This is a genomic window from Prescottella equi (assembly GCF_020171745.1).
Classification (GTDB): Bacteria; Actinomycetota; Actinomycetes; order Mycobacteriales; family Mycobacteriaceae; genus Prescottella; species Prescottella equi_A.
The window spans coordinates 97439-111433 of the sequence record NZ_JAIVAH010000023.1 but is presented as its reverse complement, the minus strand read 5'-3'; the positions used below and the strand labels follow the sequence as shown (position 1 = coordinate 111433).

12 protein-coding genes are annotated in these 13995 nt (G+C 70.6%); 4 read left to right on the top strand and 8 right to left on the bottom strand.

Annotated elements, in window-relative coordinates; genetic code table 11:
• From recX to LCL87_RS19835, 5 genes are all read right to left on the bottom strand, one after another.
• Complete coding sequence (gene recX, locus LCL87_RS19855) at positions 1-663, bottom strand: recombination regulator RecX (protein ID WP_225022935.1); 663 nt, start codon at positions 661-663, stop codon at positions 1-3.
• Positions 664-727: 64 nt separating this feature from the next.
• On the bottom strand, positions 728-1768 hold the full coding sequence (recA, locus tag LCL87_RS19850) for a recombinase RecA (protein ID WP_225022933.1): 1041 nt from the start codon (positions 1766-1768) through the stop codon (positions 728-730).
• A 219-nt stretch (positions 1769-1987) separates the two neighbouring features.
• On the bottom strand, positions 1988-2182 hold the full coding sequence (locus LCL87_RS19845) for a DUF3046 domain-containing protein (protein ID WP_225022931.1): 195 nt from the start codon (positions 2180-2182) through the stop codon (positions 1988-1990).
• Positions 2183-2222: 40 nt separating this feature from the next.
• Positions 2223-3371: a nucleotide disphospho-sugar-binding domain-containing protein gene (locus LCL87_RS19840; protein WP_225022930.1), complete on the bottom strand. Its 1149-nt coding sequence runs from the start codon at positions 3369-3371 to the stop codon at positions 2223-2225.
• Between the two features lie 36 nt (positions 3372-3407).
• Complete coding sequence (locus LCL87_RS19835) at positions 3408-4391, bottom strand: LLM class F420-dependent oxidoreductase (protein ID WP_225022928.1); 984 nt, start codon at positions 4389-4391, stop codon at positions 3408-3410.
• Positions 4392-4493: 102 nt separating this feature from the next.
• Between LCL87_RS19835 and LCL87_RS19830 the strand changes: the two genes are divergently transcribed.
• On the top strand, positions 4494-5807 hold the full coding sequence (locus tag LCL87_RS19830; protein WP_225022926.1) for an MFS transporter: 1314 nt from the start codon (positions 4494-4496) through the stop codon (positions 5805-5807).
• Entirely contained in the window at positions 5804-8596 is a 2793-nt protein-coding gene (locus LCL87_RS19825) for a DUF2804 family protein (RefSeq protein WP_225022924.1), read from the top strand. The genes LCL87_RS19830 and LCL87_RS19825 overlap by 4 nt, the downstream gene beginning before the upstream one ends.
• Positions 8597-8605: 9 nt before the next feature.
• Here the strand turns inward: LCL87_RS19825 and LCL87_RS19820 are convergent, their stop codons facing one another.
• Positions 8606-10117, bottom strand: a complete 1512-nt coding sequence (locus tag LCL87_RS19820; RefSeq protein ID WP_225022922.1) for a glycerol-3-phosphate dehydrogenase/oxidase — start codon at positions 10115-10117, stop codon at positions 8606-8608.
• 35 nt (positions 10118-10152) lie between these two features.
• On the bottom strand, positions 10153-10740 hold the full coding sequence (locus LCL87_RS19815; protein ID WP_225022920.1) for a TetR/AcrR family transcriptional regulator: 588 nt from the start codon (positions 10738-10740) through the stop codon (positions 10153-10155).
• Between the two features lie 20 nt (positions 10741-10760).
• On the opposite strand from LCL87_RS19815, the gene LCL87_RS19810 reads away from it, so the two are divergent.
• Together LCL87_RS19810 and LCL87_RS19805 are read left to right on the top strand one after the other, a co-directional pair.
• Entirely contained in the window at positions 10761-12389 is a 1629-nt protein-coding gene (locus LCL87_RS19810; RefSeq protein WP_225022918.1) for an FAD-binding oxidoreductase, read from the top strand.
• A complete protein-coding gene (locus LCL87_RS19805; protein WP_225022917.1) occupies positions 12386-13276 on the top strand; it encodes a diacylglycerol kinase in 891 nt (296 codons plus the stop codon). The genes LCL87_RS19810 and LCL87_RS19805 overlap by 4 nt, the downstream gene beginning before the upstream one ends.
• A 3-nt stretch (positions 13277-13279) precedes the next feature.
• Here LCL87_RS19805 and LCL87_RS19800 read toward each other — a convergent pair whose 3' ends face one another.
• Positions 13280-13993 carry a PIG-L deacetylase family protein gene (locus LCL87_RS19800; RefSeq protein ID WP_225022915.1) on the bottom strand — a complete coding sequence of 238 codons (714 nt, stop codon included), beginning with the start codon at positions 13991-13993 and terminating at the stop codon, positions 13280-13282.
• Between the last annotated feature and the right edge of the window lie 2 nt (positions 13994-13995).

Sequence of the window (13995 nt, the reverse complement as noted above, 5' to 3'; positions counted from 1 at the left end):
TCAGTCCCCCGTGAGACCTTCGGTGTCGGCTCCGAGATTCGCGAGTTCAGCTTTGACGACCGCGAAAGACAGACCCGCCGGATACCCGCGCCGGGCAAGCATGCCGACCAGTCGCCGCATCAATTTTTCCCGGTCGTCGCGGTCGGCGATGTCCGCCGACGTCGTTCGAACCAGCTTCTTGCGCACCAGTTCGGCGGCCCGCTCGTGCTCATCGTCGGCACTGATCTGCGCGAGCGCCTCGGTGGAGGTCTGCTGGTCGATCCCCTTGCGGCGCAGTTCGGTTGCGAGCGCGCGACGCCCCTTGCCGGAGTAGGTGTGGCGAGAATGGACCCACTGCTCGGCGAAGGCCGCGTCGTCGACGAGCCGGACCTCGGCGAGCCGGTCGAGGACGGTGTCGATCACCGCCCGCGGGTAGCCCTTCTGCTCGAGCTTCTGGTCGAGTTCCGCGCGGCTGCGGGCGCGGTCGGTGAGCAGCCGCAGGCACACGTCCTTGGCCCGGGCCGCGAGCGTCTCCGGGCTGCCCTTCAACTCGAACGGTTCACCGTTCTCCCCGACCGGCCGTCCGCGCCCCCGGTTCGAGGCACGGCGCCGGCCGGTGGTGACGTCGTCGCTGCCGTACCGGTCGTAGTGACTGTTGTCGTCGTGGCTGTAGTCGTCACTCATGGCTGATGGTTCGTCTCGGCCCCGACCGTAGAGTCCGGCCGGGGCTGAGACTGCTACCCAGGGCCTAGAAGTCGGCCGACTCGTCGGACTCGTCGGCGGTCAGAACCGCGCCGATGCCGAGCTTCTCCTTGATCTTCTTCTCGATCTCGTCGCGAATGTCGGTGTTCTCGAGCAGGAACTTGCGGGCGTTCTCCTTGCCCTGGCCCAGCTGATCGCCCTCGTACGTGTACCAGGAGCCCGACTTGCGGATGAACCCGTGCTCGACACCCATGTCGATCAGCGAGCCCTCCTTGCTGATGCCCTGGCCGTAGAGGATGTCGAACTCGGCCTGCTTGAACGGCGGCGACACCTTGTTCTTGACGACCTTGACGCGGGTGCGGTTACCGACCGCGTCGGTGCCGTCCTTGAGGGTCTCGATACGACGGACGTCGAGGCGGACCGAGGAGTAGAACTTGAGCGCCTTACCACCGGTCGTGGTCTCGGGCGAGCCGAACATGACGCCGATCTTCTCGCGAAGCTGGTTGATGAAGATCGCGGTGGTGCCCGAGTTGTTGAGGGCACCGGTCATCTTGCGCAGCGCCTGGCTCATGAGGCGGGCCTGCAGACCGACGTGACTGTCGCCCATCTCGCCCTCGATCTCGGCGCGCGGCACGAGCGCGGCGACCGAGTCGATCACGATGATGTCGAGGGCGCCGGAACGGATCAGCATGTCCGCGATCTCGAGGGCCTGCTCACCGGTGTCGGGCTGCGAGACCAGCAGCGCATCGGTGTCGACACCCAGCTTGCGGGCGTACTCCGGATCGAGCGCGTGCTCGGCGTCGATGAAGGCCGCGACGCCGCCGGCGGCCTGCGCGTTCGCGACCGCGTGGAGCGCAACCGTCGTCTTACCCGAGGATTCCGGGCCGTAGATCTCGACGACGCGACCGCGCGGCAGTCCGCCGATACCGAGCGCCACGTCCAGCGCGATCGATCCGGTGGGGATCACGGCGATGGGCTGACGGGCCTCTTCACCCAGACGCATCACCGAACCCTTGCCGAAGCTCTTGTCGATCTGAGCCAGCGCCAGTTCGAGTGCCTTGTCGCGGTCGTGTGCCTGTGGTGCCATCGTGGTCCCCTTTTCGAAGTCTCGTCCAGCGATCTGAGGTTCAGGTTAGAGCCCGGTACCGACAACTTCGCCGGCGCGAACGTTCCGAACCGCCACGATCAGCCGCAACCCGTGGACGCATCGGATACGACCAGCATAAGCGAACACGTGTTCGAGTCAATCACCGGCGCTGGTCTGTTTGTGGCGGTGCCGCACTATCGACACCGTGGCGGTGCCGCGCTATCGGCGCCGCGGCGGGACGTCGAACTCGTCACACAGCGCACGCCACACCTCTTTGGGGTCGAGTCCGGCCTCGATGGCGTCGGCGGCGGTCTTCCCGCCCAGGCTCAGGATCACGTGGTCGACCAGCAGGGAGTCGCCACGGACCTGCCCGAACTCGTCGCGGACGAGATCATGGAATTGGGTCAGTCGCACACGTGCCACCGTAGTCGAATCGGGTGGACGCCTCCCCCGCTCACCCGGCAACCGAGTGACACACCGCGACGGGGTCGGCGACGTCGGCGATCCCCGCGGCCGCCCGGCGCGCCGCGGCCCCGAAGGCAGGGTCGTCGAGGACGCGTCGGACACCGTCGCGGAGGGCGTCGACCGTCAGGGGCCGGATCAGGACACCGCTGCCCTGCCGGGCGACGCGATTGGCCACTTCCCACTGGTCGCCGCCGCCGGGCACGGTCACGAGCGGCACCCCGGCGAGCAGCCCCTTGGCGAGGACGCCGTGTCCGGCGCCGCACACCAGCGCGGACGCGTGCCGCAGCATCTCGTCCTGCCGCCCGTAGCCGGCACGCACCCAGTCGGGCAGGTCGACGTCGGGCTTCTCGAACACGGTGACCAGCATCCGCACCCCCAGGCCGTCGAGGGCACGGATCGCAGTGTCGAGCATTCCGCCGGCCCCGGTGGACGCGGTGGACGGCGCGAGCACGATCAGCGGGCCGTCGCCCGGCGGCGGCTCGAGGACGTTGTCGGCGGGCTCCCACACGAGCGGACCGACGACGTGCGCATTCGCCGGCCAGTCGGGCCGGGGCACCTCGAGCGCGGGCAGTGTCGCGATCAGCCGGGCCGCGGGCCCGGGGTCGTCGAACGATAGACCGACACTCGCGCGCGCCTCGCCGCGCTGGGCCGCGCCCTTCCGGATGGCGGGCGCGGTCATCGCCCGGAACACCGCGTCACGGACCCGGCCGCGAATCCCCGTCCCGGGAGCGAGACCGGACCCGATGGGCGGCAACCCCTTCGACGGCAAGTACAGCGGATGCGGCGACAGTTCCACCCACGGCACACCCAGCCGTTCGGCCGCCATGCCGCCGCCGACGGTGATGATGTCGGAGACCACCAGATCGGGATCGACGTCCCGCAGGTCGGGCAGCAGTTCCGTGGAGACGTGCGCGGCCCGGCCGTGGATCTTCGAGCCGGTGTCCGAGTCGTCGTCGAACTCGCGGGGCGCGAGACCGCCGAGCTTGCGGGCCTCGATTCCGCTGTCGCGCGCGACGTCGAGCCACCGCCCGTCCGAGAAGAACACCGGATCGTCGCCCGCGGCAACGAGTTTCCGGCACAACGCAAGGGCCGGGACGGCGTGTCCGGCTTCGGGGCCGGCGACGACTGCTACGCGCATCCGGACAGCGTGCCACACCCGCCGCCCGGCACACGGTCAGCCGCGCACGAGCGGCCCGAGGGTGCGTCCGGCCAGCTCCACGATGCCCGGCTGGTGGCCGTTCGCAACCAGGTTGAGGATCACCCCGTCGACGCCGACGTCGAGCACCGCGGCCTTGATCTGGTCGGCCACCTCGTCCGGACTGCCGACGAACTGGCGGTCGGTGGCCACCGCGCGTTCGGCGACCGACAAGGCCGACAGATCGACGCCGCGCGACAGCAGGAACTGTCGTTGCAGCTCACGCGCCTTGTCGCCGTCCTCGTCCAGGATGACGAACGCGAGAAAGCTCGTCTCGAGGGTCGCGCGGTCGCGTCCGGCCTCCTCGCAGCGCTGCGCGAGCGCGTCGAGCTTGCGGGGCAGTTCGCTCGCGTTGGCGATGATGTTGAGGTGGTCGGCGTAGCGCGCGGCCAGTCCGAACGTCTTCTTCTCGCCGCCACCCCCGAGCATGATCGGCAGGTCGTCCCGGATCCGCGGCTCGTTGATGGCGTTCTCGGCGCGGTACCACTTGCCCTCGAACGTGGGCCGCTCGCCGTGCAGCATCGGGGCGATGATCTGCAGCGCCTCGTCGAGGCGCTCGAAGCGATCGGTGAACGTGCCGAACTCGAACCCGAGCTGCTGGTGTTCGAGCTCGAACCAGCCGGCCCCGATGCCCAGGACCGCGCGGCCGCCGCTGACGACGTCGAGCGTCGACACCGTCTTCGCCAGCATTGCCGGGTTCCGGTAGGTGTTGCCGGTGACGAGCGCGGACAGCTGGATCGTCTCGGTGGCCGTGGCGATTCCGGCGAGCGACGTGTACGCCTCGAGCATCGGCTCGTCGGGTTCCCCGATGCCCGGAAGCTGATAGAAGTGGTCCATCACGAAGACGGCGTCGAATCCGGCCGATTCCGCCTCGCGCGCTTGGGTGATGACAGTCGGAAACAGGTCCCGGACGGGAGTCGAGTAGCTGAAATTCGGAATCTGGTAGCCCAGTCGAATACTCATGTGGATCGACGCTACGCCGAATCCTCGGATCGGCACTTCGAATGCCTTACCACCCAGACGAATTCCGTCCTACCGTGTCGCGAATGCCGTTATCGTCGCGTCATGCGCGAGCGGCCGGTGGACAGACGCCTGTGGACCTGGGTGGTCCTTCTCGGCCTGACGGGCCAACTGGCCTGGACGGTCGAGAACATGTATCTCAACGTGTTCGTCTACGACACGATCACCGATTCCCCGACGGCTCTGGCGAGCCTGGTCGCGGCGAGTGCCGTCGCGGCGACCGTGGCGACGCTGCTGGCAGGTGCCGCGTCGGACCGCACCGGACGCCGCCGCGAGTTCATCGCCGCAGGCTACGTGCTGTGGGGTGCGTGCACCGCGGGATTCGGCCTGGTCAGCATCGATGCCGCGGCGTCGACGCTGCCGATGCTCGACGCCGTCGTCGTCGCGGTGGTCGCCATCGTCGTCCTCGACTGCGTCATGAGTGTGTTCGGTTCGACCGCCAACGACGCCGCCTTCAACGCGTGGGTCACGGACTCGACGAATCCCGGCAACCGCGGGCGCGTCGACGGCGTGCTCGCCACGATGCCACTGCTCGCGATGCTGGTGGTCTTCGGCGCGCTCGACCCGCTCACCAAGGACGGTCACTGGACCCTGTTCTTCTCGATCATCGGCGGAGTCACCGCGCTGGTGGGCATCGTCGCGTGGTTCGGCCTCCGGGAACCCACCCGCCCACGCCCCAGCGGCACCTACCTGTCCTCGGTTCTCCACGGACTGCGACCGAGCACCGTGCGCGCGCATCCGCGGCTGTACGTGGCGCTGGTCGCGTGGGCGATCCTCGGCACCAGCACGCAGGTCTTCCTGCCGTACCTGATCATCTACGTGCAGCGCTACCTCGACATCGAGGGATACGCGGTCGTGCTGGCCTCGGTCCTGATCGGCGCTGCCGTGATCAGCATCGTCGGCGGCCGGGTGCTGGACCGGGTCGGCCCGTCCCGCGCCATCGCACCGGTCGCCGCGATCTACGCCGTGGGTCTGCTGCTGATGTTTCCCGCGCGCGGGATGGGCGCGGTCATCGGCGCCGGGATCGTGATGATGTCGGGCTTCATGCTCGGCGTCGCCGCCATCTCGGCGACCGTCCGCAACCTCACACCACCGGAGCGTGCCGGCCAGGTACAGGGGCTGCGGATGATCTTCGCGGTCCTCGTACCGATGGTGGTCGGGCCCTTCCTCGGCGCGGCCGTGATCTCCGGCGCCGACGAAACCTTCGTCGACCTGGGCGTCGTGAAGCAGGTGCCGACGCCGTGGATCTTCCCGGCCGCCGCCGTCGTCGTCGCACTGATCGTCGTTCCCGTCGTCCTGCTGCGGAGGATCGACGACACCCCCACGCCCGCAGCCGAACCGTTGGAGACCGCCCCGTGACGACCGTGTGGGGCGACGCCCTCGACCCCGACCACGTCCTGCCCGAGTACCCGCGCCCGCAACTGGTGCGCGACTCGTACCTCAACCTCAACGGCCGGTGGGTGTACGCCTTCACCGCGGCCGGGGCCACCGAGCGGCCGAGCCGCTGGGACGGCGAGATCGTGGTGCCGTTCTCCCCCGAGGCGCCGCTGTCGGGAGTGCACCGGACGCTGCAACCGGACGAGGCACTCTGGTACCGCCGCACCGTCACGCTGCCCGACGGCTTCGTCCGGGATCGGGTGCTGCTGCACTTCGGGGCGGTCGACCAGGACTGTGACGTCTGGGTCGACGGGACTGCGGTCGGCGGGCACCGCGGCGGCTACCTCCCGTTCGCGCTCGACATCACCGACGCGCTCGACGATCGCGCCGAACACGAGCTCGTCGTCCGCGTCCGCGACGTGACCGACACGTCGTGGCGCAGCCGCGGCAAACAGAAACTCGACCGCGGCGGCATCTGGTACACACCGCAGTCGGGAATCTGGCAGACCGTGTGGCTCGAATCGGTTCCCGACCGATGGGTCGACGACCTCGTGCTCGTGCCGCACCTCGAGACCGGCGAGGTCGAGGTGTGTGTGAGGCCGGGCGGCAGTGGCGGTTCCGTGGCCGACATCGTCGTGAGCGCCGGTGGCCGTGAGGTCGTCGGCGAGACGGTCGCCGTCGGTGTCCCGACCCGTCTGAGCCTCGGCGTCGACGTGCGCCGGTGGTCGCCCGAGGACCCGTTCCTGTACGACGTCGAGGTGCGGCTCGGCGACGACCGCGTCACCGGCTATTTCGGGATGCGCTCGTTCGGCCTCGGCCCGGACGCGTCCGGTCGCACCCGGCTACTGCTCAACGGCGAGCCCTACCTGCACGCGGGCCTGCTCGATCAGGGCTACTGGCCCGACGGGCTGTACACCGCGCCGTCGGACGAGGCCCTGATCCACGACGTCCGGACGGCCAAGGATCTCGGATTCACGATGCTGCGCAAGCACATCAAGATCGAGCCACTGCGCTGGTACCACCACTGCGACCGGCTCGGGATGCTCGTGTGGCAGGACATGGTGAACGGCGGACGCAGCTACCGCAGCGCCGTCGTGACCGCACCGGTGCTGCTGCCGGTCAAGCTGGACGACTCCCGTTACGCCCTGTTCGGACGGCAGGACGCCGACGGTCGGGCGGAGTTCCTCACCGAACTCGACGCGACCGTCACACTGCTGCGCTCGGTTCCCAGCGTCGCGGCGTGGGTGCCGTTCAACGAGGGCTGGGGGCAGTTCGACGCGCTTGCGGCCGCCGGGCGGGTCAAGGCGCTCGATCCGACCCGTTCCGTCGACCACGTCAGCGGCTGGCACGACCAGGGCGGCGGGGACATGGCCAGCCGGCACGTCTATTTCCGGCCGTATCAGCTCTCCCGCGCCGACGCCGAGGATCCGCGCGCCGCGGTGCTCTCGGAGTACGGGGGCTACTCCCACCGTGTGCCCGGACACGTGTGGAACGACGACGAGTTCGGTTACCGCAAGTACGCCGACCGCGGCGCCTTCGAACGGGCGTTCCTGCGGCTGCAGCACACCCAGATCGGGCCCGCCGTCGAGCAGGGGCTGACGGCGTTCGTCTACACACAGCTCGCCGATGTCGAGGACGAGACCAACGGCCTGATGACCTACGACCGCCGGGTGCTCAAGGTGGATGCCGACGCGCTCCGATCCTCGAATCGGCGCCTGCGGCAGCGGCACGCCCGCGCGGCCGGCGGCCAGGCGCTCCCCCTCGCGGTGCGCGAGCGCGAGATCACCGCGCCGGTCTCCCTGACCCGGCCCGGCGGACGCCTGAACCCCGACGCGGTCGGCTGGACGCGGACGCCGGTGGTCACCACCGACGGGGTCGGTCGCGGCCGAGTGGGCAACGGCCGCAACAAGCGCTGGGAGTACTGGGCGGTGACGACGCCGACGCACGTGGTCACCCTGGTGGTCTCCGACATCGACTACGCGGCGGTACACGGCATCTGGCTGCTCGACCGGGCCACCGGGCGGACCCACTCGTTCGACGCGATCGGTCTCGGCGGCGGCAGCGCGACGCTGCCCGGCACCCTCGGCGCCGGTCCGGTCCGGGCCCGCACCCGCAAGCTGCAGATCGACATCGACGAGGTCGCCGGCGGGACGCGACTGCGGGCGCGCGCGGAGGGGGTGGAGATCGACGTGATCGCCCACCGGCCCGAGGGCCACGAGTGCCTCGGCGTCGTCGTCCCCTGGACCGAGACACTGTTCCAGTACACCGTCAAGGACGTCGCGCGACCCGCGACCGGGACGATCCGCGTCGACGGGGTTTCCGTAGTCGTACCCGAGGGCGAGTCCTGGGCGACCCTCGACCACGGCCGTGGACGCTGGCCGTACTCGGTGCACTGGAACTGGGGCGCCGGGTCCGGCCGCACCGACGGCCGCGTGATCGGCATCCAGGTCGGCGGCAAGTGGACCGACGGCACCGGATCGGTCGAGAACGCACTCGTCGTCGACGGGCACCTGTCGAAGATCAGCGAGGAACTCGTCTGGAGGTACGCCACGGACGACTGGATGGCGCCGTGGCGGATCACCGGCGACACCGTCGATCTCACCTTCACGCCGTTCCACCTGAAGGAGTCGGTCACCGATCTGAAGGTGTTCTCCTCCCGCACACACCAGTGCTTCGGACACTGGTCCGGGAAGGTCCAGGACGACACCGGCGCCTGGGTACGGCTCGACGACGTGGTCGGCTGGGCCGAGGACGTCCGCAATCGCTGGTGAGGCGTCAGCTCATCGCCCGGTCAGCGCCCGCTCCGCGGCCGGCAGCGCCCGCTCCCGGTCGCCCGCGACGAGACCGATCCGGGTGCGCCGGTCGAGGAGGTCGTCGACGTCGAGCGCGCCCTCGTGGCCGACCGCGAACGCAAGTTCCGCGTGGGTGACGTCGATACCGTCGGCGATCGGGGTGAGTTCGCCGCACTCGGCGACGATCCCGGCCTCGCTGCCGTACCGCGCGACCAACGACGAGGGAAGATTTCGCGGCGCCGTCCGATCCGCGCCGACCGCGGGGAGATTCGTCGTCGCGCACGCGCGGACAGTCAGCCCGCCGGCCGCGATCGCGGCGTCGACCGCGTCCTGCGCCATCTTGCGGTAGGTGGTGAGCTTGCCGCCGACCACGCTGACGACGCCGTTCGACGACCGCAGCACCGCGTGATTGCGGGACAGGTCGGCGGTCTCCCCCTCGCCGGTGTCGAGCAGCGGGCGCAGGCCCGCGAACGTCCCGAGCACGTCGGCCCGGGTGACCGGCGTGGCGAGCGCGGTGTTGACGGTGTTCAGCAGGAAGTCGATCTCGCCGTCGGAGGCCACCGGGACGTCGGGGATCGCACCGTCGACGGCCTCGTCGGTGAGCCCCAGATACACCCGTCCCAGCTGGGCGGGCAGCGCGAACACGAAGCGGTTGCTCTCCCCCGGAATCGGCACCGTGAGCGCCGCGGTCGGGTTGCCCAGCAGCTCCGCCGGCAGCACCAGGTGGGTGCCGCGGCTCGGCTTGAGACGGATGTCCGAGTCGACCTCACCCGCCCACACACCGGCCGCGTTGACGACGGCGCGTGCCCGGATCGTCAGTTCCTCACCGGTCAGCTCGTCGCGCAGCCGGGCCGAGTCGCCGGTGACGTCGTACGCGCCGACGCGGGTGAGGACGGTGGCGCCGTGCGCGGCGGCCGTGCGGGCGAGCGCGACGACCAGGCGGGCGTCGTCGACGAGTTGGCCGTCGTACGCGAGCAGGCCGCCGCGCAGTCCGTCGCGGCGCACCGCCGGGGCCAGCTGCGCGGCCCGCTCGGCACCGACCCGCCGGGACCGCGGCAGCACCGACGACGGGGTCCGGGCCGTGGCGCGCAGCGCGTCCCCGGCCAGGAATCCGACTCGGACCAGGGACTTCTCGAACAGACTCACCGACGGCAGCAGCGGCACCAACTGAGGCAGCGCGCGCACCAGGTGCGGGGCGGTACGGGTCATGAGGATGCCGCGTTCCACGGCGCTCTCCCGGGCGATCCCGACATTGCCCGACGCCAGGTAGCGCAGTCCGCCGTGCGCCAGCTTGGAACTCCAGCGGCTGGTGCCGAACGCGAGGTCGTGCTTGTCGACCAGGACCGTGCGCAGACCGCGCGCCGCCGCGTCGAGCGCCGTGCCGACACCGGTGATGCCGCCGCCGATCACGAGGACGTCGACGTCGGTGCGCTCGCCGAGATCGGCCAGCTCGCGACGACGCCGGTCGGCATTGAGCGCCGACTTCGGATTGTCCTGCACGGGTTCCTCCTGGTTGTGGTGCTGGGGATGCCGCGTCAGCGCGGCGCGAGGTAGTTGTCGACAGCGACCCGCAGTTCCGCGGCGAGGGCGTCCGTGGGCAGCACCTCGGCCACCATGCCCGCCGACTGGACGGCCGACTGCGCCATCAGCAGCACCATCGCCGCGATGTGGACGGGGTCGCCCGCCCGGACGGATCCGTCGATCTGACCGGCGGCCACCGCCTGCGAGACCCGCTCGACAATCGCCCGCTGGCTCGTGCCGAGGCGGTCGACGATGTAGGTCATCAGCAGGTCCGGGTCCGAGCGCAGGATCTTCACGAACAGCGGGTGCTCGCTCATGCCGGTCGCGACGTCGACCACGGCGCGCACGAGCTGGACCCGGGCGGGCTCGTCGCCGTCCATGTCGGGGATGACGACCCGGATCTCGCGGGTGAGCAGGTCCGCGACGACGGCCCGGGTGTCGGGCCAGCGCCGGTAGACGGTGGGACGGCTCACGCCCGCCCGGCGCGCCACCTCGGCGAGCGTCGTCCGACGGAGGCCGAAGTCGAGCACGCACGATCGCGCCGCGTCCAGGATCTGGTCGTCGACGCTGAGAGAGTCCGAAAGCTCGTTACAGATAGACATCGTGTGTAACACTGTAACGCATGTCCGACGCCTTCGTCCCCGAGTTCCCCACCACTCCCGCCCCCGACATGGAGTGGGATGCCTGGGGTGTCGCAGAGTTCCGCCGCCACCTCTCGCCGCAGGTCATCGCGCTCCTCCAGCAGGCGCTCGGCGTCTCTGCCGAGCAGTCCGCGCCGCCGGAGGAGGCCGACGCGATCGTGCGTGCAAGCGCACTCGGCGCCCCACTCGTCCACGCCCTCGAGGACCTCCTCGGCGCCGACAACGTCCGCACCGACGGCCCCACCCGACTGCGGCACGCCGGCGGTAAGAGCACGCCGGACCTGTTGCGCCGCAAGTCCACCGGCGAGCAGGACGCCCCCGACGCGGTGCTGCTGCCCGGCACGCACGACGAGGTCCTGGCCCTGCTGCGGTTCTGCGCGGCCGAGGGCATCGCGGTGGTGCCGTTCGGTGGCGGCACCAGCGTCGTCGGCGGCGTCGATCCGGTCCGCGGCCGCTTCGGCTCCGTCGTCGCCCTCGACCTGCGCCGCCTCGACGCGCTGGTCGACCTCGATCCGATCTCCGGCGTGGCGACCCTGCAGGCCGGAGTGACGGGACCGCAGGCCGAACAACTCCTCGGCGAGCACGGCTTCTCGCTCGGCCACTTCCCGCAGAGCTTCCAGTTCGCGACCATCGGCGGGTTCGCCGCCACCCGGTCCTCGGGGCAGGCGTCCGCCGGCTACGGCCGCTTCGACGACATGGTCGAGTGGATGCGTGTCGCGACACCGTCGGGCACCGTCGACCTGGGCCGCGGACCCGCCTCCGCCGCCGGGCCCGACCTGCGCGAGCTGTTCGTCGGCTCCGAGGGCACGCTCGGCATCATCACCGAGGTGGGCCTGCGGGTGCATCCGGTCCCGGAACGCACCGCCTACCAGGCGTGGTCGTTCCCCGATTTCGAGACCGGCGCCGCCGCGCTGCGAGCCGTCGCCCAGTCGGGTTCGGCACCCACCGTGATGCGCCTGTCCGACGAGGCCGAGACCGGGATCAACCTGGCCCTGGCCGGCGATGTCGGAGGCGACAGCCCGACGTCGGGCTGCCTGGCGATCACCACGTTCGAGGGCACCGACGCGCACGTCGAGGCCCGGTACGCCGAGGCCACCGCACTGCTGGCCGCCGCGGGCGGCACTGCGCTCGGCGACGCGCCCGCACAGGCGTGGGAGCACGGGCGCTTCGGCGCCCCGTATCTGCGCGACGCACTGCTGAACGCCGGCGCGATCGCCGAGACCCTCGAAACTGCCACGCGCTGGTCCAATCTCGCGAACCTGCGTTCGGCCGTCACGACCGCGCTGACGGAATCGCTTACCGCACAGGGCACTCCGGGCATCGTGATGTGCCACATCTCGCACACCTACCCGACCGGCGCGTCCCTGTACTTCACCGTGGTGTGCGCGCAGGCCGCCGATCCCCTGAACCAGTGGGCCGCAGCCAAGCGCGCGGCCGGCGACGCGATCGTCGCGGCCGGCGGCACCATCACCCACCACCACGCGGTCGGCGTCGACCACCGCCCGTGGATGGGCAGTGAGGTCGGAGAACTCGGCGGCCGGATCCTGCGTGCCGTCAAGGACGCAATCGACCCCGCCGGAATCCTCAACCCTGGCAAGCTCATCCCATGACGCGATCGGTCACCGTCCTCACCAACCCCGCCGCCGGTAGCGGTCACGCCCCGTGGGCGTCCGCCGCCGCCGTCACGCGACTGCGCGAGCAGGGTGTCACCGTCACCGAGATCGAGGGCAGCTCCGCGGAGGAGGCGCTCGCGTTGGCCCGTAAGGCCGTCGCGGAGGGCACCGACGCCCTCGTCGCGGCGGGCGGGGACGGGCTGGTCAACATCGCGTGGCAGGCGCTGGCCCAGACGGGAACTCCGCTCGGGATCATCCCGGGCGGCACCGGCAACGACCACGCCCGGCTCTTCCACATTCCGGTCGACGACCCGGTGAAGGCCGCCGACCTCGTCGCGTCCGGCGAGGTCGCCACCGTCGACCTTGCGCGGGTCGGCGAACGCTGGTTCGGCACCGTGCTGTCGAGCGGGTTCGACGCGCTCGTCACCGACCGCGCGAACCAGATGCGATGGCCCAAGGGCCCGATGCGGTACAACCTCGCGATGATCGTCGAACTGGCGCAACTGAAACCGATCCCCTATCGGATCGTGCTCGACGACCGCACGGTCGAACTCGACGCGACGATGGTGTCCGTCGGCAACGGGACGTCGTACGGCGGCGGCATGCTCATCACCCCGCACGCAAAGCTCGACGACGGACTGCTCGACGTCACCGTCGTGAAGTCCGGCGGGCGATTCAAGCTGGTGCGGCTGTTCCCGACGGTCTACAAGGGCACCCACGTGGACCTCGACGAGGTCGAGACGTACCGGACCCGGACGCTGCGGCTCGAGACCGGGACGCCCGTCACGTCGTATGCCGACGGCGAGTTCGTCGGACAACTGCCGATCGACGTCGAGGCCGTCCGCGGTGCCGGACGCGTCATCGTCGGCGCGCCGCTGACCTGAGCGTCAGCCGCCGAAGACGTACAGCTCGAACCCGACCGCGCGTTCGGCGTCGAAGCCCGGCTTGGGCCCGGTGGCCATTTCGATCTGCCGGGCCGCCTGGTCCAGGACGGGCTCGCCGCTGAGCGCCTCGAGGTAGGCGCGGTGCTCGCACAGCGACTGCACCGCCCGCTCGACGGTGGCGGTCACGTCCACCGCGTGGGTGATGCCGACCATCGCGTTGACGGCGGCCCACCGGACTCCCGTCCACGGCGGTTCGGTGAGTTCCGGGAAGATCCACTCGTTCGCGGCGTCGGAGACGGCGTCGAGCGCCGCCAGTCCGACGGCACGGTGGTCGGCGCTGTTGAGGAACCCCGGCCCCCACGTCTCGCGGTGGTTCATCGTCACGACCATCTCGGGGCGGTGCAGCCGGATCACCCGCGCGAGGTCCATCCGCAGCTGCGGCCCGTACTCGATCCGGCCGTCGGGATAGCCGAGGAACTCCACCTTCGTCACCCCGACGATCGCGGCCGACGCCCGCTCCTCGTCCTCGCGCAGCGCTCCGCACTGGGCCGGGTGCAGGCCCGCGATGCCGGCCTCCCCGCTCGTCACCAGGACGTACCGGATGTCCTTGCCCTGGTCGGTCCACCGCGCCACCGCCGCAGCGGCGCCGTACTCGATGTCGTCGGGGTGGGCGACGATCACCAACCCGCGCTGCCAGTCCTCGGGAATCGACTCCATGA

Excerpts from the sequence above, each read along its gene's own strand:
- LCL87_RS19830 (WP_225022926.1), top strand. The coding sequence starts at position 4,494 with ATGCGCGAGCGGCCGGTGGACAGACGCCTGTGGACCTGGGTGGTCCTT.
- recX (WP_225022935.1), bottom strand. The coding sequence starts at position 663 with ATGAGTGACGACTACAGCCACGACGACAACAGTCACTACGACCGGTAC.
- LCL87_RS19815 (WP_225022920.1), bottom strand. The coding sequence starts at position 10,740 with ATGTCTATCTGTAACGAGCTTTCGGACTCTCTCAGCGTCGACGACCAG.
- LCL87_RS19805 (WP_225022917.1), top strand. The coding sequence starts at position 12,386 with ATGACGCGATCGGTCACCGTCCTCACCAACCCCGCCGCCGGTAGCGGT.
- recA (WP_225022933.1), bottom strand. The coding sequence starts at position 1,768 with ATGGCACCACAGGCACACGACCGCGACAAGGCACTCGAACTGGCGCTG.
- LCL87_RS19800 (WP_225022915.1), bottom strand. The coding sequence starts at position 13,993 with ATGGAGTCGATTCCCGAGGACTGGCAGCGCGGGTTGGTGATCGTCGCC.
- LCL87_RS19810 (WP_225022918.1), top strand. The coding sequence starts at position 10,761 with ATGTCCGACGCCTTCGTCCCCGAGTTCCCCACCACTCCCGCCCCCGAC.
- LCL87_RS19835 (WP_225022928.1), bottom strand. The coding sequence starts at position 4,391 with ATGAGTATTCGACTGGGCTACCAGATTCCGAATTTCAGCTACTCGACT.
- LCL87_RS19840 (WP_225022930.1), bottom strand. The coding sequence starts at position 3,371 with ATGCGCGTAGCAGTCGTCGCCGGCCCCGAAGCCGGACACGCCGTCCCG.